General features: G+C 49.3%; 20 protein-coding genes. 4 read left to right on the top strand and 16 right to left on the bottom strand.

What is annotated here, in order from left to right; all coding sequences use genetic code 11:
* Window positions 1-211 precede the first annotated feature (211 nt).
* The 6 genes from LHUE1_RS11395 to LHUE1_RS11370 form a co-directional block, all read right to left on the bottom strand.
* Window positions 212-1,147: an SDR family NAD(P)-dependent oxidoreductase gene (locus LHUE1_RS11395; RefSeq protein WP_049169040.1), complete on the bottom strand. Its 936-nt coding sequence runs from the start codon at window positions 1,145-1,147 to the stop codon at window positions 212-214.
* A 26-nt stretch (window positions 1,148-1,173) separates the two neighbouring features.
* Window positions 1,174-2,004 carry a peptide-methionine (S)-S-oxide reductase MsrA gene (msrA, locus tag LHUE1_RS11390; RefSeq protein WP_049169041.1) on the bottom strand — a complete coding sequence of 277 codons (831 nt, stop codon included), beginning with the start codon at window positions 2,002-2,004 and terminating at the stop codon, window positions 1,174-1,176.
* A 442-nt stretch (window positions 2,005-2,446) separates the two neighbouring features.
* The gene (locus LHUE1_RS11385; RefSeq protein WP_049169613.1) at window positions 2,447-3,133 is read right to left on the bottom strand and encodes a histidine phosphatase family protein; all 687 of its coding nucleotides are present in this window, start codon (window positions 3,131-3,133) and stop codon (window positions 2,447-2,449) included.
* Between the two features lie 93 nt (window positions 3,134-3,226).
* On the bottom strand, window positions 3,227-4,096 hold the full coding sequence (sdaAA, locus tag LHUE1_RS11380; RefSeq protein WP_049169582.1) for an L-serine ammonia-lyase, iron-sulfur-dependent, subunit alpha: 870 nt from the start codon (window positions 4,094-4,096) through the stop codon (window positions 3,227-3,229).
* Window positions 4,097-4,143: 47 nt separating this feature from the next.
* Window positions 4,144-4,809, bottom strand: coding sequence for an L-serine ammonia-lyase, iron-sulfur-dependent subunit beta (gene sdaAB / locus LHUE1_RS11375; RefSeq protein WP_049169583.1), 666 nt, complete (start codon window positions 4,807-4,809; stop codon window positions 4,144-4,146).
* Between the two features lie 166 nt (window positions 4,810-4,975).
* Window positions 4,976-5,626: a DUF1054 family protein gene (locus tag LHUE1_RS11370; RefSeq protein WP_065425660.1), complete on the bottom strand. Its 651-nt coding sequence runs from the start codon at window positions 5,624-5,626 to the stop codon at window positions 4,976-4,978.
* Window positions 5,627-5,715: 89 nt separating this feature from the next.
* On the opposite strand from LHUE1_RS11370, the gene LHUE1_RS11365 reads away from it, so the two are divergent.
* Window positions 5,716-6,162, top strand: a complete 447-nt coding sequence (locus LHUE1_RS11365) for a YueI family protein (RefSeq protein ID WP_277848255.1) — start codon at window positions 5,716-5,718, stop codon at window positions 6,160-6,162.
* A gap of 122 nt (window positions 6,163-6,284) precedes the next feature.
* Here the strand turns inward: LHUE1_RS11365 and LHUE1_RS11360 are convergent, their stop codons facing one another.
* Window positions 6,285-8,249: a glutamate--cysteine ligase gene (locus LHUE1_RS11360; RefSeq protein ID WP_191978403.1), complete on the bottom strand. Its 1,965-nt coding sequence runs from the start codon at window positions 8,247-8,249 to the stop codon at window positions 6,285-6,287.
* Between the two features lie 427 nt (window positions 8,250-8,676).
* On the opposite strand from LHUE1_RS11360, the gene LHUE1_RS11355 reads away from it, so the two are divergent.
* The 3 genes from LHUE1_RS11355 (at window position 8,677) to LHUE1_RS11345 (ending at window position 11,252) form a co-directional block, all read left to right on the top strand.
* Window positions 8,677-9,972 carry a replication-associated recombination protein A gene (locus LHUE1_RS11355; RefSeq protein WP_049169587.1) on the top strand — a complete coding sequence of 432 codons (1,296 nt, stop codon included), beginning with the start codon at window positions 8,677-8,679 and terminating at the stop codon, window positions 9,970-9,972.
* Between the two features lie 440 nt (window positions 9,973-10,412).
* Window positions 10,413-10,691: a hypothetical protein gene (locus LHUE1_RS11350; protein ID WP_049169588.1), complete on the top strand. Its 279-nt coding sequence runs from the start codon at window positions 10,413-10,415 to the stop codon at window positions 10,689-10,691.
* 60 nt (window positions 10,692-10,751) lie between these two features.
* The gene (locus tag LHUE1_RS11345) at window positions 10,752-11,252 is read left to right on the top strand and encodes a universal stress protein (protein ID WP_010488833.1); all 501 of its coding nucleotides are present in this window, start codon (window positions 10,752-10,754) and stop codon (window positions 11,250-11,252) included.
* Between the two features lie 172 nt (window positions 11,253-11,424).
* Here the strand turns inward: LHUE1_RS11345 and LHUE1_RS11340 are convergent, their stop codons facing one another.
* The 9 genes from LHUE1_RS11340 to sufC form a co-directional block, all read right to left on the bottom strand.
* Window positions 11,425-12,312, bottom strand: coding sequence for a helix-turn-helix domain-containing protein (locus tag LHUE1_RS11340; RefSeq protein ID WP_279280253.1), 888 nt, complete (start codon window positions 12,310-12,312; stop codon window positions 11,425-11,427).
* 475 nt (window positions 12,313-12,787) lie between these two features.
* The gene (locus tag LHUE1_RS11335; RefSeq protein WP_049169590.1) at window positions 12,788-13,756 is read right to left on the bottom strand and encodes a DUF2785 domain-containing protein; all 969 of its coding nucleotides are present in this window, start codon (window positions 13,754-13,756) and stop codon (window positions 12,788-12,790) included.
* A gap of 81 nt (window positions 13,757-13,837) precedes the next feature.
* Window positions 13,838-14,218 (bottom strand): DUF1694 domain-containing protein, encoded by a 381-nt coding sequence (locus LHUE1_RS11330; protein ID WP_010488839.1) that lies wholly within the window; start codon window positions 14,216-14,218, stop codon window positions 13,838-13,840.
* Between the two features lie 333 nt (window positions 14,219-14,551).
* Window positions 14,552-14,734 carry a hypothetical protein gene (locus tag LHUE1_RS11325; protein ID WP_025012620.1) on the bottom strand — a complete coding sequence of 61 codons (183 nt, stop codon included), beginning with the start codon at window positions 14,732-14,734 and terminating at the stop codon, window positions 14,552-14,554.
* A 241-nt stretch (window positions 14,735-14,975) separates the two neighbouring features.
* Window positions 14,976-16,412: a Fe-S cluster assembly protein SufB gene (gene sufB / locus LHUE1_RS11320; protein ID WP_010488843.1), complete on the bottom strand. Its 1,437-nt coding sequence runs from the start codon at window positions 16,410-16,412 to the stop codon at window positions 14,976-14,978.
* Window positions 16,405-16,851, bottom strand: a complete 447-nt coding sequence (sufU, locus tag LHUE1_RS11315) for a Fe-S cluster assembly sulfur transfer protein SufU (protein ID WP_049169591.1) — start codon at window positions 16,849-16,851, stop codon at window positions 16,405-16,407. Before sufU ends, sufB begins: the two co-directional genes overlap by 8 nt.
* The gene (locus tag LHUE1_RS11310) at window positions 16,838-18,034 is read right to left on the bottom strand and encodes an aminotransferase class V-fold PLP-dependent enzyme (RefSeq protein WP_049169592.1); all 1,197 of its coding nucleotides are present in this window, start codon (window positions 18,032-18,034) and stop codon (window positions 16,838-16,840) included. The genes sufU and LHUE1_RS11310 overlap by 14 nt, the downstream gene beginning before the upstream one ends.
* Complete coding sequence (locus LHUE1_RS11305) at window positions 18,027-19,058, bottom strand: SufD family Fe-S cluster assembly protein (protein ID WP_049169615.1); 1,032 nt, start codon at window positions 19,056-19,058, stop codon at window positions 18,027-18,029. The genes LHUE1_RS11310 and LHUE1_RS11305 overlap by 8 nt, the downstream gene beginning before the upstream one ends.
* A complete protein-coding gene (gene sufC / locus LHUE1_RS11300; protein WP_010488859.1) occupies window positions 19,051-19,818 on the bottom strand; it encodes a Fe-S cluster assembly ATPase SufC in 768 nt (255 codons plus the stop codon). The genes LHUE1_RS11305 and sufC overlap by 8 nt, the downstream gene beginning before the upstream one ends.
* Window positions 19,819-19,950: the final 132 nt, after the last annotated feature.

Below are 19,950 nucleotides of genomic sequence, written 5' to 3'. Positions count from 1 at the left end.
CTTGAATTTCGTCGTATGATAACGAACGTCTTTATTATGCCGCAAGATTTTTTGAAATGTAAGTCTTGCATATACAAGATATTGGTGGTAATAGTTGCATCTACCACAACATGTGCTACATATATAAAACCGTTTTCATCGTGATTAACTCGGCTTTTCAGGAAATCGAGAATATTTTTGTGTTTAGACCACGCCTGGAAAATGTCCTGCTTCAAACGCCGGTAACCTGCCGCGATGCGCGATACAGCCGATTTAGTAAGTCCTGATCATGCAATTCGGGCCGACTGTTCCAGCTCCATAGCCCCGGATAACCGCGCAACCCATGCCATGACGCCGGCGCATACACGACACCGCCTTGTGCATGGGCATCCGTTGCGGCGTAAAGCGCAGGCAATGCTGCTCGTTGAGGCGACTGACGCAGCAACGGCATGATGCGAAAACTCAGTGCTGCCAACCGCATTGGCCAAGCCGTTGCCCGTGACTGAATGGTTTTAAGACTGGTCGCAGCCAATCCCGGACTCGAACCATTGACCATGACCGATTGTCCCGCCTCATGGAACAGTTGATTGAGTTTCACCGCCATCATCGCCTGGGCTAATTTGGAGTTGGCGTAAAACGTCCACGGGCGGTAATCACGCCCATCAAATTGATTAAAGGTTAAATGCGGTCGCCCCATGGCAATTGAAGCAACGTTGACCACCCGGGCATTTGGCGTTTTTGCCAACAAAGAAGCTAGACGCAAGGTGAGGATAAACCCGGCGAAGTAATTAACCGCCCACATCAATTCAACACCATCACGCGTGACCGTGCGCTCAGCCGGCATCATGACACCGGCATTATTGATTAAAATATCCAGCCGCGGCAAAGTTGCCAGGAGCTCATCTGCCAACTGATTCACGGCGGTTTGATCACTCAGGTCAGCTGCGATGAAACGAATCACTTGCCGTTGCGTTTGCTGTTTCAACGTTTCAACCGCTGCCTGCCCTTTAAGCCGATTTTTCCCAATAATGATCACAGTTGCGCCATGTCGCAGCAATGCCGCGCTCATGGCAAAACCAACGCCGCTGGTGCCGCCAGTAACAACCGCATATCGGCCAGTAAGATCTGGTATGTCGCGTTCCGTCCAATGTCGTTTAGGTGCCTGCATCTGTGTCACCTCCGTCAATGACTATTTTAAGCCCGCTTTCGCCGTTTCAACAGCATCCTTAAATCACCTTGTGCATGCTGAAACTTAAGAAACTGCTGGCGGGTCTTTTCAACCATTCGATACCGTTTCGGGTTCTTTTTGTAAAAGTCCTGATGGTAATTTTCCGCTAACCAAAATGTCGCAGCCGGCTCGATGGCTGTCACAATCGGGCGCAAGTAACGACCCGAGGCTGCTAGCTTAGCCTTCGCTTCTTCGGCAATCCGGCGCTGGTCATCATTGCGCACGAAGATCACCGGCCGATAATGACCACCACGATCCTGAAACTGGCCCAAGGCATCAGTTGGATCCGTTAGTTGGAAGTAAAGGTCGACAAGTTGTTGATACGACATTTTCCGGGTATCGAAAATAATTTCAACGGCTTCCACATGGCCGGTGGTGTCGCTGATCACCTGTTCATAAGTCGGATGGTCAACGTGCCCACCCGTATAGCCGGAAACAACCGATTCAACGCCTGGCTTATCAACAAATGGCTCCACCATGCACCAAAAACAGCCGCCCGCAAAGATTGCCCGATCCTGATAAGCAAGATCGCGCTGAAAATGCGCACTCACATCAGTTTCGCTTGCCGCTTCAGCATCCCCAGTTTGGGTTCGATAAAAATCGGCTAAATCCGGGGTTAGATTATCGCGGATCGCAAGCGGCCGCAAACTGGCTTTTAGCTGATCCCAACTTGCTCCGACTGTTTGCCCTGCTTCAACTTGCTGCTTTGCTCGCAACAACTGCTCTCGCTCAAAGGTTCTCGTCCCCGGTGCCAGCAATAAATTCGTTAACTTTGCAAGATAGACTTCCGGCGCCATCTTCATCGCACATCGCCTCCAGTGATTGATTCACCATCAGTATACGCGTGCTGCTTATTTTTAGATAGTGCACAATCTTTTTAACCGAAACAATGCGGAAAAGCACAGGCAATAAGTTTCGGTCCGTGCCAAACTCCGCAATCTCCGGCCAGATTGGGCTGGAACGTGGTGGGCACGACTTAGAGCCTCTGCAAAACCGGCAGAGTCTCTAAGCTCGGCCTTGTACTACGCCGGGAAAACCGCCCGGCTAGTACAATCTCACCACTGAGCCCATCTGGCCTCCGATTGCTCCGCCTTGGCACTAAGATCCATATATTCCTACCGCGTTATCTTTCCGAAAGCTAAAAACGAACGCACCTCCATTTTTTTCATTATTGGAGTGCGTTCGCTTCTGTATGGGAGCCATGAATTATCATCAATTCTCAGCTTTTTTGAGATCCAATCATTGTGACCACGCTTCTTGTAACCCCTGATCCCGAAACGTCGTGTTATCCACCCAGTCCACTTTGAAGCGACCGTTTTGGTACGTCACCTTGCTGACGCTGGCATTTGTGAGTTCGGTGCGATTGGGTAAGTCCGCGCCATGTGCCAGCAGCCACAACAAACTGGCAGTCCCGTGACTGACGACCAAAATGCTCGTCTCATGAGCGGCTTCTGCTGCGGCGACAATCCGGCGCAATGCCAAATCATAGCGGGAAACAATTTGTTGGGTGTTTTCTGCCTGATTGGTCACATCCGCGGCATGAAACCTGTCAGGAATTGTCTCAAGTGGCACCTTGCCACTTGTCACGAGTTGATGGTAATCCGAGACGCCAAAAACTTCTTCTGAAACATCTTTGAGTTCGCGACCTTCAAAAATTCCGTCATTTTCCTCACGTAAACCGCTATTGGTTTCAATTGGCTGTTTTTCGTCCATCCCCAAAAGAATCTGTTGCGCCGTTTCTTGAGCGCGAATGAGATCACTGGAGACAACCCGATCAAACTTCAAGCCACTTGCCTTTAAGCCCAACCCCAGAGCAAATGCCTGTTTACGGCCATGGGCATCCAAGCGCGAATTAGTCACACCTTGAATCAACTGGCGAACATTACCTGCAGTTTCTCCGTGTCGGACTAAGTATAAATTAATCACAGTCTGCTCCTTTTCAAAACGTGCCATTCACCGACATCAACAATGAATCATAGCTGTCCTTGCCCGAATGTTTCATTCAGTTATCCTCGACAATCATGCTTTGCCAAAGATTTTCTTCTTCAACCGTAAACCCGTTGGTGTTGTCGCCAAACCACCCTCACCCGTCTCGCGCAACGTAGCCGGCAACTGCATCCCCACGCGATTCACGGCTTCGATCACTTCATCGGCCGGAATCACACTGATACACCCGGCAAGCGCCATATCAGCGGAAATCATGGCCTGACTGGCACCCAGCGCATTACGTTTCACACATGGCACTTCCACCAAGCCGGCAACCGGATCGCACACCAACCCCATCATATTTTGCAAGGTAATCGCAACGGCCGTAGCCGCCTGCTCGGCCGTGCCGCCGTTAGCCGTCACCAACGCCGCCGCGGCCATCGCACTAGCCGAACCGACTTCTTCCTGACAGCCGCCTTCCGCACCGGCAATCCCAGCGTTATTGGCAATCACCAAGCCAAACGCGCCAGCTGTGAAAAGAAAATCCAGCTGCTGGTCATGGCTCAAATGCAGTCGATCGCGCATCGCCAGTAAGACCCCGGCCAAAACACCCGCCGAGCCAGCAGTCGGCGTTGCACAGATGAGTCCCATTTTGGCATTGACTTCATTCACTGCAATCGCATTGCGCACTGCTTCCATAATCGGCTGGCCGCTCATAAATTGCTGGTCAGTAATATAGGTGTTCAGTTTCTTCGCCTCGCCACCGGTCAGACCGGTGACACTTTTAACGCCAGCAATGCCTTCCTTCACCGATCGCTCCATGACTTCAAGGTTTCGACTCATCAAATGGCGGATCTGCTCTTCGGTTCGCGTCGAATTTTCAACTTCCGTGTGCACCATCAGCGCCGCAACAGAAGGAAAAGCATGACTTTGCTCAACAAGCTCTTTGACGGTATAAAACATTTTCCGCTCCTTTATCAGGCAATTCGTGACAACTTTTTAAATGCGATTCACTCGAAATAAGTCACATTGCGCATGTGCGGCAGCAACTTCAACTTCGCCAGAATATCAGCTTGATAATCATCAGCCTCAATAATCATAATTGCCTGCTTACCTTTAGCCGTTCGCGTGACCGTCATGGTGCCGATATTAATCCCTGCATTCGAAAAAATGCCAGTCACTTTCGCAATCATCCCCGGAACATCATCGTGAATGGTGATATAAGTCGGCTGGCCCATACTCAACGAAATCTTGAAGCCATTGATTTCCGTGATCTGAATGTTACCGCCGCCAATCGAAACGCCGGTCACCGCCAGTCGATGATCGCCAGCTTGCAAGACGATATGGGCCGTGTTAGGATGATCAACCTTATCGCTTTTCGGCACAAAACTGACTTTGATGCCTTGATCGTATGCCAATTTCAAGGATTCCGGCAGTCGCGGATCATCAGGCGCCATCCCCAGTAGTCCAGCGACCAGTGCCACATCTGTTCCGTGACCACGATAGGTTTTGGCAAATGATTCATACAGATAAATCGTAATGACTTCCGGTTTTTCGCCAAAAATATCATGCACGACTTTGCCGATACGTGCCGCCCCGGCAGTATGGGAACTGCTCGGCCCGACCATGACGGGACCGATAATATCAAAGACACTGTGAAACCGAATATCTGGCATGGCTTTCTCCTTATTTGCAGGTGTTACCAGTCGCTCAATGCAGGCTGACATTTAAAAACAACGTGAGTTCCTATTCAATGTGATTTTACCACCCTGAACTTCGGTATGCTTGGTTTTAAGAGCTTTCGTTCTATTTCTTCCTCGCGGCTAATTGACAGTCAGTTCATCACTTTTTTGCCTGATAAGCCGCCACGTTTTGCACGAGCTGATCCAATATCGGTGCCAATTCAGCGACACGCCCCTGAATCTCTGTCCACAAGACATCCGGGGTCGTCCAAATAGGATCATCTGCTAAATATACCTGTCCGATGAGGAACTCGGCATTTTTAACCGTTTCAAACCGCGCAATTTTCTTTGTCAACGCGGTTGGACTGAGCGCAACCGCAGCCTTGGCGGTATGGTCATCAGCTATCAGCCACTGACCGGGCATCTTTTTGACCAGCGGTGCGACGCCTGCCAACAGCTGCGGTACCATTTTACTTTCACGCAAACAAGCGAGCCATAAAAACAGGCGATCATCCCAAAAGCCCAATTCAAGGTGCGGCAACATTTTATAGCCGCGGCGACTCGTGGAAAAGGCAACCCATGTGTTAGGCGGCGGATTCTTATGGCGGCGCTGATGTTTCGCGATATGGGTAAAAATCGGGTGATTGGTCGCCTGCAACAAAGGCACAATTGTCTTGGCGGCCTCGGCAAACTTTGGATCTAGCCGCGCGCGAATTAAGGCCATTCGCGCCTCTAGCGTTGGCGCTGCAAAAGCCTCGAAATCTGCTTGGGTAAACACCGGCCTCTCATCCCTTTCTTTACAAAAGATCATGTTACAATGAGACACATGAAGTGGCGGTGATTAGTGACTAGATCATCACTGCTTCACAGATAACTCAATTGAAGGAGGACGCATCAATCATGTCAGACGATAACATGCAGGAACATCTGAATAGTGCACTTTACGGTCCCCCGCAGACCAACCCCGATGAGCGGCGGCGGTTTATGGGCTCATTACGCGAAAGAGTTGCCTTGCGCGTTTCCAACCAGGAATTGGCAGACCCCAAACGCCAGCACCAAGTAGCCCCGCTGCTAAAAGATTTCCATGACCACGGCTACAAGGCCTTGTTAAACGGTAAACTTGATAACGCCATCACGGGTCCTTACATGAAAATGCTCACCGACGCCAACATTCCGTTTACGCTGGTGGCAAATGAAACCGCCCAAACTGATGACACAGCTGCTGGCCTGCTGATTGTTTCAGACAAAGCCATCAACCAAAGCACGATCGACCTGCCACCACTGGATCAAGATCAAGACAAAACCAAACCCAAAAAACGCGGCTTCGATTTGTTCAAGCATCTGTAAGCAAACCATCGCTGGCATGGTTCACATCAATAAAAAATATAAAAGCAAGTACTCCCAAAAACGCGCACGTTTCCGGGAGTACTTTTGTTTAACGGGAGCGGCGAAACTTTTTATGACATCAGTTACTTTTCAGCAAATAACCAGTTCAACAGTTTCGGCGCAATGAAGCGTGGTGTGCCCATATCCGGCTGTTGCGGTGAGGTTAGGTCTGGTGCCGGATTGACACTGATCACCACGGCTTGTCCTGCCACATCCGGATCATAGGCAGCATACAGATTATCAATCACGATGTCGACTGCGGCTACTGGCAAATCAAGAGCTGCCGCTGCTTCAACGGCCAGCTTTTTATAACTTGGATCAATCTCATCCATGACATCATAAAGATCGCCACCGGTTTGCGGATGGGCTGCAGTCGCCAGAAAAATCTGCTGACCACGACGCAAAACGGTCTCTGGGGTTACCGATTGCAACTTCAATTGACGCAGAGCAGCGGCATCGAGTTGCAACTGGCGGGCAGCCGGTCGGGTCCCATTTTTCAGTGCCACCAACTCTTTAATGGCTTTGCGGCCATCCCCCACCACATTCGCCGCCGCGGTTTCCAAAACACTGAGGACCTGCTGACTGACAATGGTAAAATGATAGGTCGTTCCCCGCGCCATCATCTCGATTAAAACCCCGTGATAACGGTTGGCTTCATGAAAAGCGCTGGCGAATTGTTTCTCAGTCGGCGGAACTGCAAACTGTTCAACCGCAACGCCTTGGCTGCGTGCTTCCGGTTTAACCACAATGCTTTTATGTGCAAAGCTCCGCTCAAACGCCGACTTGGCATCTGACCACCGAGTGAACTTCGCACCGCGGGCAACCGGTATTCCAGCCGCAGCAAGTAGTTTTTTAGCGGCATGCCGGTGCGTTGCAATTAACAAGGCATTACCCGGCGTGTATTTGGTAATGGTGCCATCGACAATCACTTGTGTTTGCGTATCTGTTGCAATTTGCACCAACCCTTGTTGCCGATCCAAGAGCGTAAATTGATAACCGCCATCAATGGCAGCCTGCACCAACGCCTGCGTATTACCCGACAAATCGATCATTCCCGGTAACCCGTCCGTGCCCGCCAAATCCGTGCGGGCTTCTTCACTTAACGATTTGGCCGCGGCATTTTTTTCGCCAAAAGCGGCCGCAACCTGACCGGCAACCGTCGTCTCCGGTTTCATCAAACGGGTTTGCATCAGTTCAAACGCCTGCTTCTGTTGCGCTGTCATTCCCATATGGTTCAACCACGTGGCCATAGCATCCATGGTCGCTGTCAGTTCCTTAACCGGCGTTGCAGGCTCCATTGCAGCAATCTTCCGTGCTTCTTCCAAAGCATGGCGACGCACTTCGCTGGCCACCGCGACCGGAATCGCCGGCTGACTCAACGCAAACCAGCAACTATCCCGTAAAAAGGTCAGCATTTGGGACGTTATGCCACTAGCAGTATAAGGGTCAAGTTCGACCATAACATCCAAGGCCAGCGTTCGATCCAGATGGTCCGGATCAGTCACTTTTTGAACCAGCTGCCGCTCCTGATCCGATGATGGCCAAAATGCTTGGTGACCAGACAGCGGCGTTGCAGCAAATAAATCCGTCAGTAAAGGCAACTGGCGCATCAGACCATTCGCCACCAAGTCGTAAACCTCATTGCGGTAAGCCACATAATCCGGACCCTGCCCCTGAAAATTTTCCGCAGTATACAGGCGTTCAAACAACGTTTCCGGCAAAACGATGCGAACGACTTGCTGATTCACGCGCTCTTCCGAAAAAACCGGCAGACGCCCGTCTTCAGGCAAATTTGCCCAAATGCGACTTAGCCCTGCACGTAATTCAGCAATCACACCGGCAAAATCGTCCAGCAATGGTGTTACCACCTGTAAAGTCGAGGCCGACAATGGCTGAACCAATGCATGCCGACTTAATTGGGGCCAGGCAGCCAACTGCGCGCCTTCCGGTAACACCGGCTTCACCGTCCGCACAACGCCAAGCCGGGTCTGCGTGGCCAAATCAGATAAATGCTGTTTTTGAATCAGTTGCCAATAATGATTCACAATGTGTCATTCCTTTAGTTGATGATTTAGAATTAGATTAACACGCTGGAGGCAAGAGCGCGAACAGGAGCGGTTAGAAATCGGAGTGTAAGTGGGCTTGAAGCCTAAATGGTTGGGCTTTGGCCATTTAGGCTTCAAGGTCCTTACACGGAGATTTCTGCGACTGTAAGCGCGTTTAGACAAGAGCGCGAGCCGGTGCGCTTAGAAGCCGGAGTGTAAGCGGCCTTGGACGTGATGGCCCGGGTTTAGGCCATTGCGACCAAGGTCCTTACACACAGGCTTCTGCACCGGTAAGCGCGTTTAAATCAGAGCGCGAGCCGCCACGTTGAGAAAAACCGCTTCCCGGCCCGCTAAGCTTCCTTGCATTTCTCGACACCTTAATCAAGACAAACTCAACTGTTACACGCAACTTTTACAAGGAGGAATTCCTTTGCAACAACCGCTTGCTTATCGCATGCGCCCCCAAAATTTAGATGAAGTCGTCGGACAAGAGGATCTTGTCGGCCCGGGAAGAATTATCCGCCGCATGGTCAGTGCCCACCGCTTAAGTTCCATGATTCTCTATGGCCCGCCCGGCACTGGGAAAACCAGCATCGCCAGCGCCATTGCCGGCAGTACGAAATATGCTTTTCGCATTTTAAATGCTGCCACTGACACTAAAAAAGATCTGCAAATTGTCGCGGAAGAAGCCAAAATGAGTGGCACGGTGATTTTGCTGCTAGACGAAATCCATCGATTGGATAAAACCAAACAGGACTTTTTGCTGCCGCTACTGGAAAGTGGCCGGATTATCTTGATCGGGGCCACCACTGAAAATCCTTATATGAATATCCAGCCCGCCATTCGCAGTCGCACCCAGATTTTCCAGGTCAAACCGTTGACGGCTGATGATATCAGCACCGCCATTGATCGGGCACTGGCAGACGAAAAACGCGGTCTAGGCAAGTATCAGGTCGATTTACAGCCAGAGGCCCGTGACTACCTCACCCATGCCACAAACGGCGATTTACGGGCCGCACTCAATGGTCTTGAGCTCGCCGTTTTATCAACCCCGGCAGATCACGATGGCACTATTACCATTGACTTGACGACCATTCAGCAAAGCCTGCAAAAGCCATCGTTAGCCGGAGATGTCAATGGCGATGCCCATTACGACATTATTTCAGCTTTTCAAAAGTCCATTCGGGGCTCTGACGTGAACGCCGCTTTGCACTACCTCGCCCAATTAATCGCAATCGGCGACTTGAACAGTATTACACGCCGTTTGTTGGTGATCGCTTATGAAGACATCGGCTTAGCCAATCCGGCAACCGCCAGCCGCACGCTAACAGCGATTCAAAGCGCCGAACGTTTGGGGCTTCCTGAAGGCCGCATTCCCCTCGCCGATGCTGTGATCGATCTTTGCCTTGCACCGAAAAGTAACTCCGGCATCAAAGCGATTGACGCCGCCCTGGCTGATGTCGAAAGCGGCCACGCCGGCCAGATTCCCGATGATCTGCGCGATGCCCATTACCGCGGCGCCAAGCAACTGGGACATGGCCAAGGCTACAAGTTGCCGCACAATTATCCTAACGGCTGGGTAGCGCAGCAATACTTGCCAGATAATCTCAAGCATCAACAGTACTACCATCCTAAAACCACCGGACGTTATGAAGCCGCGCTAGCCCAGCGCCAGCAGCAACTTGAAGAATGGCAACGTGATGCCGAAAAGTTGAGGAAAAAGTAACGAAAGCGTTTCCGCTTGCACCTATGCGGCTTCTCGTGCTACTATAACGGTGAAAGTTCTAAGGTGTTCGCGCTTCCTTAACTATCAGTTGACCGAACAGTATCGAGACCTTGGGACCGGAAGAGCCATAGACGGTGCTGCTATTTCACTTAGCGGCTAATGTCTACGACGTCTGGACCCACATAGCTAGCAGCGGGTTTCAACGATCCGGGAAGAAAACGGCACCAATTAGTCTTTCACAAAAAACCAATCATGTTTTTGGCCGGCTCCGTGCCGGCTTTTTTCATGCCAAAATTGCGGCATTACTGAAGCGAATGCCCTCCAAGTAACTGCAAGTTGTTAATCAGATCATTCATGTACGTCGGCGATATTAAAAAGCCAACCGCTTTTCCTTGCTGCTGTGGCATAATATAAGCAAACGGCTAGGAAGGACTGATCCTTTGACAATCATTTTAATGTGCATTTACGCGGTCGCCTTGTTCGGGTTGGCAGCCTACACATGGCTTCATCGCTACCAGAACTTTCTGATTATCAAAAAACCGTCTCCGGGCATGACGCGTTTTCTCAAGAACTTTGCCTATCTTTTCACCCTTGTCGGCATCCTCGCCATCATCGGTGGGATTCTGTTCCCGATGTGGGCGAATTTGGTCATTTTGGTTAGCGGCGCTTTTTTAGCAACAGTTTTTGTTTTTATCAGCCTGACCCAAATGAAGTTGTGAAACGCTTTTCATTTAATTTCCCGATGGAATCAAGTACAATGAAGATAGAGGTGATGAGGAATGTTACAACAATATCAACATATTTTGGTTGCGATCGATGGCTCATATGAAGCCGAGTTAGCATTCAAAAAAGCGGTTGCCGTTGCCAAACGAAATCAGGCGGAGTTAATTCTTATTCATATCGTTGATACCCGAGCGTTCCAGAACGTTTCCAGCTTTGATTCAGCGATGGTCGAACAAGTAACGGAAAATGCCAAGAGCACCATGGAAGGTTATGTCGATCAGGCCAAAAAAGCCGGATTAGACAAGGTCAGTTTCAGCATTGAATACGGCGCACCAAAAACAATCATCGCCAGAGACATCCCCAAAGCTAAAAATATCGATCTGATCATGATTGGGGCAACTGGTTTAAACGCCGTTGAACGTCTGCTGATTGGATCGGTCACCGAATATGTCACGCGGAACGCCTTATGCGATGTCCTCGTGGTTCGGACTGACTTGACCAACAAGCCGGCACTGGCAAGTACCAAAAAGCCAACCGAACAACATCAAGATGATTAAACGCTAAGCCGAATTGGAATGATGAGCGCAAAGTTGCCGACTCACCATTCAATGACTCCACACTTAAACGACATTAAAATACCTGAGACTTTCGCCAGCTACATCAGCAGATGCAGAACGAAAGCCTCAGGTATTTTTTGAATATCACCAAACGATTGCCGATAACTGGCGGTTATGCAGTCTCGCTGTTTGGCTTTTGTGTTACCATTTCGGCAGCAAGACTTGCCGCCAGTGCAGTGGATCCGGTAACTTGAGCAAACGCAATGACGATTTGATAACTCTTAGGTGCCTCCGGATTACCAAGTAATTTCAAGGCCCGGGCCTGCAAGGTGTAAAGTTCGTCAAGCAAAAAAAGCTTATCGTGCTTAACGGCTTCACGAATACCATGGTCGGTATACTTCAAAACGGCTTTAAAATCACTTAGTTCGTAGTATACGCGCGCAATATGCCAATAAATCGTCAGTTCAACATCGAGATACTTACTGTCAGACAGCGGCACATGTTTTAACATGCGTAATGCCTGATCAATGTAGACCCGTGAACGATCAAAGGTATGCTTGTCCGCATATGCCAGTCCCAAGCCGAGGGTTGCCAAAATGGCATATAGATCACGCTCTGAATTGACGAGCGGACTTAATACCCGACCAAAGAAATAAATGGCCTCATCAGGTGCGTTGTTCTTGAATAGCTCGATGATCCCTTGATAATAGTAATAACGCTTTTGATCATCTTCGCTTTTAATCTTATCCAGCCGGATCTTGCTCAGATTATCTGCCGCAACCGCGTATTGATGATGCTGAATCTGGTAATCAATCGCGTTAAGCAGTTGTTGAATCCGATCATGATGTTCGACAACAATATCATCAAGTTGTATCCCTAATCGACTAATAAGTCGCATCAGAATATTCATGCTTGGAACCTTATTTCTTTTTTCAATAAGGCTAATCGTTGCTTGCGTACAGATATTTGCTGCCAGTTCCGCCTGAGATAGGCCTTTTAACTTACGATAGTAGCGGACTTTATCCCCCAAAATCCGTAGCGTTTGCTGCTCCTTTCGCACACTTATCACTCCCCAGTGTTCCTTTTAACAAATCAACATAGAAGTCACGGGGTTTCCCCCTAACCTAGTGTCAATTATACGGATAACTGGTTTTAAAAGCTAACAATAACAACCGGTATTTATTCTTTTTTTGTAAAAAAATTTTTTAAATTTTGAGCTTTGATAATGAAAAAGGTCACAATGTCAAAACTAGCATACTATAATATCTGTTTATTTATATTTAACCATAAATATTTCTATTGCTCTGGCCTTCAAAAATTGTTACAACTCATAGGCCATACAAATCAACTTCATCCTGCTTTTAGTAAGATTAAAAAGTATACCAATCTCTTACTTAAGGATGGCGTCTGCTAAAACGCGTTCGCTGGCGCAGAAGTCTGCGTGTAAGGACCTCAGGCGCAATGGCCAAGATCGGGCCATCACGCCTGAGGCCACTTACACTCCGACTTCTAACCGCGCCAGCTCACGCTCTCATTCAGAATAGATCGACAATCTGTTGAATATAATCCGTAATCGGTTGCGGCAAATCAGCGCGTAATGTCAGTGCCTGCAACAAACGATTGCGGTTGTACCACCGCACCCAAAAAGCGTAAGATTCCTGAGGACGAATATTGACCAGCGTATGTTGCCAATTCTTGAGGCACATTAAAAGCGTCTCGCTATAAAACTGGTTAACATTGGTGATGCCGCTGAGATACAAGGCCATTCGATGATCCTCGCCAAAAATTAACGGCGTTTCAATGCGCCGCCAAGCTTCCACGACTGCCGCCATCAAGAAAACTTTCTCGGATCGCGGCAAAACATCGACTTGACTCAGTTCTTCCAACATATTGCCAATATGCGTAAATGCATGGGCCCAGCCTTTGGTTTCGACATATCCCCGGCCATCTCTTTCAAGCAGAATATACGTCCCGATATTCTGCACGGTTGTCAGATAATCAGCTTTACTGAGAATATGATAGCGATTCTGATCGGCATAAATCATACCGCTCAAAATCATAACCGCAAAGCTTCGCAGAAACACGGCATCATTTTGGGGCTCGAAGATATGACTGAACAAAATATCCGGCGCTTGCAACCGTTTAAAAAGCGCCTTGACTTGCTCATTCGTAAACGCCTCCGCCTGAAACAAATCATTAAATAAGAAAAAAACGCCTTTGTCCCGGACAGCAGGTTTTGTACTAGCTAAATGCGCCACCAAAAACGCAATCTCATCATCGGTGACGCTCGGATCACTCGTTTGCTTGATCCGCTTTTGAATGGTTCGAATTCTTGCAATAGCGGTTTTATCATCGCGCGGAATCGTGACACGCGTTTTCGATTCCGTTGCGATGCTATCAATGACTTTTCCCAGCATGTCCGGCAATGTTGCAAAAATTTTACCTTGATTCAGTAATGTCCGCAGTTGCTGGACTGTGGTTTGAATAGTATCAAGTTGCGTCAAAATGGGCCTCCTTTTAAAGCTAAATGGCATTGTGGTGCGGTTTGCCGTCGCCAAGCAATCCCGTGGTCATGCCTGCTGGTTCTACAACAAAATCGGACGACTGATTTTTTGCGTTGGATGTGCAAGAACCCAGCCAAAGTCGGTTGGCAACACACGCTTGGTGACGCGCATTCCCGGCTGATTCATAATCGTAAAGGGATATTGATGCGCCAATGCTTGCAACATATATTGATTAACTAAACTCTCCCCCATCCGACCGTTCAAAAAGATCCGATAACCGGGATAGCGCGTCAGCACCGAGTCAAGCATCGCCGTAATTCGGGCATCCCGCAGTTGCCGAATGGTCACGGCCATTGCCACCCGTTCGCGAAAATTGCCTAGAAAAGCCCGCTTTTCATCCGGCTTGATGGTTGGAATACCCAGCGCCATTGTTTTAATGAAATGTTCCAAGTCTTCAGCCATGATCTTCCTCCTGCCGCTTGATCATAATATGCTACCCAGAAGTCGCGATTCGATTAGCCAACGCCAATCCATACATTCACCCATTGTAGCACCCGTGTCTAAATAGCGTCCACTTACTCCGAAGGTCAAAAAACGACAAGACCGCATGGCAGCTATCACACTTGCCATGCGGTCTTGTCGACGTTCGGATCAACAACCCGAACAGGCACCGTCTCAGCTAATCAAGTTACCTAGCTCAAGACAACGTCGCGATGTTTAATTTCCTGAGCCTTATCTTAAAAACGTTCGGCCACTTCCTCTCACCTACTACCACATCCCCCAACTTTATCCACTTTAAACGCGTTTTTTGCGATACAGACGCGCAATTCGCTCCACATAAGCCGGCGGTGCCTTTTCAATGCCTTCATGGCGATCCCGATAATGCCAGATCTGGCCAATGCTGATGCCAGTTTCCTGTGCAATTTTAGACAGCGCCATTGATTGTAAGACTTTCCTTGCTTTATCATAGTTGTCCATTAGCAGCCCCCTCAATGTTGCCATTTTGGTACCGCATCTATCATAAAACAAAAAGTTAGGCTTGCCTAATACTTTGTTTAAAAAAACAGCCAATCACCAACTAGCTGCGTATTCACGCGAGTATTGATGACTGACTGATTTTAGGCATACCGAAATTATCCAATATTAACTTGTCGATTATTTTGTGGAGAGTATTTTCCTAGAAGCGCCAAAACGCCCCACAAACCGCGTCACCACAGCATCACCCAACCGAGCCGTCCATTTCCATGCCGATGAGGCGATTCAACTCAACCGCATATTCCATCGGCAACTCTTTGGTGAACGGCTCCACGAAGCCCATGATGATCATTTCGGTCGCCTTGGCTTCGGAAATCCCACGGCTCATTAAATAATACAGTTGCTCTTCCGAAACTTTCGAAACCTTTGCTTCGTGTTCCATTGAGACCGTCGAATTGTGGATTTCGTTGTAAGGAATGGTGTCGCTGGAGCTCTTTTCATCCATTAAAATCGTGTCGCATTCCACGTGACAAAAGGCGTTGTCGGCCTTTTTGGTAAACCGAACCGTTCCGCGATAGTCAACTGCCCCGCCATCTTTGGCAATGGATTTGGAGACGATCGAACTGCTTGTGTTCGGCGCATTATGAATCATGCGCGCCCCGTTATCTTGATCGACACCTTCGCCGGCCACCGCAATACTGAGCATCGTCCCATGTGCCCCTTTGCCGTCCAGATAGACGCTAGGGTACTTCATGGTCGTCTTACTGCCAAGATTGCCGTCAACCCACTCCATTGTGGCATTATCAAGCGCCTGAGCCCGCTTGGTTTCAAGCGAGAACACATTCTTGCTCCAGTTTTGAATCGTCGTGTAGCGGCAATAGGCATCATTTTTAACAAAGACCTCAACGACCGCTGCATGCAGGCTATCACTGGAATAATTCGGTGCTGTACACCCTTCAACATAGTTAACGTGCGCGCCCGGTTCCACAATGATGAGGGTCCGTTCAAATTGTCCTGTGTTCTCCGCATTGATTCGGAAGTAACTTTGAATGGGCACATCGGTTTGGACACCTTTAGGAACATAAATAAAACTGCCGCCTGACCAAACCGCACCATTAAGCGCCGCAAATTTGTTGTCACTAGGTTTAACTAATTTCCCAAAGTATTCATGCACGAGTTCGGGATATTCCTTCAACGCCGAATCCATGTCCATGAAAATAATCCCTAGCTTTTCAAATTCATTGCGCATATTGTGGTAAACCACTTCAGACTCGTACTGGGCACTGGCACCGGCCAGGTATTTCCGCTCTGCTTGCGGCACGCCGAGACGATCGAATGTTTTCTTGATCGTGTCCGGCACGTCATCCCAATCGCGATACGTGCGATCGGTTGCTTTTTGGAAATAAAGCATATTATCCAAATCCAAATCCGACAAATCCGGGCCAAAATTCGGCATTGCCAGCTTACGGTAAGTCGCATACGCCTTCAGCCGATAATCCAGCATCCACTCCGGCTCATGTTTTTCCGCCGAGATGGCCCGTACCGTTTCTTCGGTAAGCCCACGCCCGGTTGAATAGACCGGCTTGATATCGTCTTTGAAATCAGCGGGATTTTCGTCAGGTAAAAAGTCGATATCCGCCGCAACAGTTTCATTATTTTTAGTATTTTTTGTCTCAGTCATCGGTTTTACCTTTCTGCGTCAAAACTTGCGCAGCTGCTTTCCATGCTAACGTGGCACATTTGATGCGTGCCGGAAACTGATGAACGCCTTTTAACACAGCTGCATCCCCCAGACGGTCGGCGTCAGGAACGTCGCCTTTGATAATCAAGTCGGAAAAAGTTTCGACCATCTGCTCGATTTCAGCGGGCGTTTTACCTAAAATCTGATCGGTCATCAAGCTGGCACTGGCCTGGGAAATGGTACAGCCACTGCCAGAAAAAGCGACATCGTTGATGCGGCCATCTTTTTCACTAATCTGCAAGTGTAAAACATCACCGCAGCTGGGGTTGCGCACCGTGATTTCGTGATCAAAATCAGCTAAAACGCCGTGATGCCGCGGGTGTTGCGCCTCGTCGAGAATCACCGCGCGATACATTTGATCTAGCTTAGTCAATGCCATGGAAATACCTCCTTGCGGCCTGAACAGCTTCAACCAATTTCGTGACATCATCCTGATTGTTGTAGACCCCAAAACTGGCGCGCACCGTTGCTGGCACTCCTAACCTGGCCATGAGTGGCTGGGCGCAGTGATGGCCGGCGCGCACGGCGATTTGCTGCTCATCCAGGAAGGTGGCAACATCGTGGGGATGAATACCCGTTAAATTAAACGAAACCGTTGCCAGACTGTCGTCGTTGCCATAAACCGTTAGATCCGGAATTGCCGTCAGCGCTGTTCGTAATTGACTCGTCAATTCATGTTCGGTTTGCAACGCCGCGGCATCAACATTTTCCTGAAACCAATGCAATGCCGCGCCCATGCCGATCACGCCGGCAATGTGGGGCGTGCCGGCTTCATACTTGATCGGCCCGTCTGCCCACGTACTTTCTTGGTCGCGGACTTCAGAAATCATTTCACCGCCAAATTGAATCGGCGGCATTTTTGCCAATAAGTCAGCACGACCATAAAGCGCGCCGATCCCTGTTGGTCCATAGATTTTATGCCCGGAAAACGCATAGAAGTCCGCACCTAACGCTTGGACATCAACTGGCATGTGGGCGACTGCCTGAGCGCCGTCGACGACAACAATGGCCCCCACGTCATGCGCCTTCCTGGCAATCTCTGCCACTGGGAGTGTATCGCCGGCAACATTGGTCACTTGGGCAATCGCTACTAAGTTGGTACCTGGCGTGATAGCGGCCAATAAGGCGGGCGCATCGACTGTCCCATCCGGATGAACCGGCGTTACGGTGAAGGTTGCCTGCTGGCGCTTAGCAAGCTGTTGCCACGGAATAAAATTGCTGTGGTGTTCCGCACCACTGACCACAATCCGGCCGCCAGCAGGCACTGCTTGCGGGCCAAACGCACTCGCCACCAAATTCAGACTATCTGTCGTGCCACGGGTAAAAATAATCTCCTCGGCACTTTGGGCATGAAGGAAATCAGCGACTTGCTGGCGAACTCCTTCATATGCCTCAGTCGTATCATAGGCCAACTTGTAGAGACCGCGATGCACGTTGGCATTATCATTAATATAGTAATTCTGAAGGCTATCCAACAAGGCTTGCGGCTTTTGGGAAGTCGCTGCGGTATCTAAATAAACCAGATCAGGATGAGCCTTAAAAAACGGAAATTGTTCACGCATCTTCAGCCACCAGCGTTCGATCAATCGTTGCAAACAGTTCTTTCTTCAGCCGAACATCGTCGATTTCAGCCAAACCGCCTTCCAAAAAGCCGCGAATCACCAATCGTTTTGCTAAGGTTGCAGAAAGTCCGCGACTCATTAAATAGTAAAGCTGATCGGCATTCACCCGCGTCACGGAAGCAGCATGTCCGGCCGTAACGTCATTTTCATCAATTAATAGGATTGGGTTGGCATCGCCTTCTGCTCGCTGTGATAACATCAACACGCGATTTTCCTGTTGGGCATCACTTCCGCGGGCACCCTTGATGATGTGGCCAATCCCATTAAACATCAGGTGGGCATTGCCGGTAATCACACCGCGCTGATTAATATGACCCACTGTATGCTGGCCTTCATTGGTCACAGATGTCGTATAGCTGACATGCTGATTGCCGGAAGCTAAAACGCCCACGTTAACTGTTGCCTCGGCGTTTTGTCCCAGCAACCGCACATCGACTCGATTCAACCCGGAGTTATGCGAAAATCCGGCCAATGTCCAATTAAGCTTCGCATTGGCGGCTAATGTCGCCGTGCGATTCACCAGCACAGTGTCGGCAGTAAAGCTATCATAGCTCAGCCAATTAACGTCCGCGTCGTCATCAACCACCAACATGAGCCAAATACCTAACACATGACCGCTACTGGCCCATTTTTCCTGCAAGGTAACCTTGGCGCCTTTACCAACATGAACATATAGCAAACCACCGGCGTTTTTAGGCCCGGTTAGAACGATGGGGTCATCGCCGCTGACAAAATGGGCGGGAATATCGACCGTCGTTGCCCCTTGAGGTGAACGCAGCAACCATGCATCAAGCGAATTCGTTGGTGTAAAACGCTGGACTTCACTCGACCCGGCAGCGTAGGCAATTGCCTGAGGCGCATGCAAGACGACCCGATCTTCAACGGCATCAGGTTGGTTCTTTAAATAGCGCGCCAACGGAAACTTAGGCAGATTAGGCGCCGGCAGCGTTGTTGTTTCAACCATTTTGTTCACCCACTTTAAGGTGTTCATAGCCGGTCTTTTCCAATTCTTTGGCTAAGTCAGGGCCGCCGCTTTCGATGATCCGGCCGCCTTTCATGACGTGCACCACATCAGGAATAATATAATCCAGCAGACGCTGATAATGGGTAATGATCATGCTGCCAAATTCCGGCCCGCGCATCAGGTTGACACCCTTGGCAACGATCCGCAGTGCATCAATATCCAAGCCGGAGTCGATTTCATCCAGTAAGCCAAAATGCGGATGAATCATCATCAGCTGGAGAATTTCATTACGCTTTTTTTCACCCCCGGAAAAGCCTTGATTCAGATACCGATCTGCCATTGATTCCGGCATCTCAAGGGTTGCCATCGTCTTATCTAATTGTTTCAAAAAATCGGTAATGCGAATCTGATCATCTTCCGGACGCCGCGCATTGATCGCAGCACGAATGAACTCAGCATTCGTGACCCCGGCAATTTCCTGCGGGTACTGCATGCCAAGAAACAATCCAGCACGCGCCCGTTCATCGACAGCAAGGTCCAGAATCGACTTGCCGTCAATCAGAATGTCGCCTTGGGTCACCTCATAAGCCGGATTGCCCATGATTGTCTCGGCCAATGTCGACTTACCTGTACCATTAGGACCCATAATGGCGTGAATTTCGCCCGTCGCCAATTTCAAATTGACTCCGGTTAAAATCTCCGGATGCTCCGGTTCTGCCTTAATTTTGACGTGTAAATCTTTAATCTCAAGTGTATGCACAATGTTACCCCCGACTGGATTTGACTTTTCATTATACCGTTATTCTACGTCATAAAGAATACGGCGGCAAACAGCCCGCTTTCAAAAAAGCCCCACAGTCATCAGACTTTGCTTATCTGACAATTGTGGGGC

It is taken from the genome of Lacticaseibacillus huelsenbergensis, assembly GCF_029726355.1.
Classification (GTDB): domain Bacteria; phylum Bacillota; class Bacilli; order Lactobacillales; family Lactobacillaceae; genus Lacticaseibacillus; species Lacticaseibacillus casei.
Note: the sequence above shows the minus strand (reverse complement) of the source record. Positions and strands in the feature narration are given on the sequence as shown.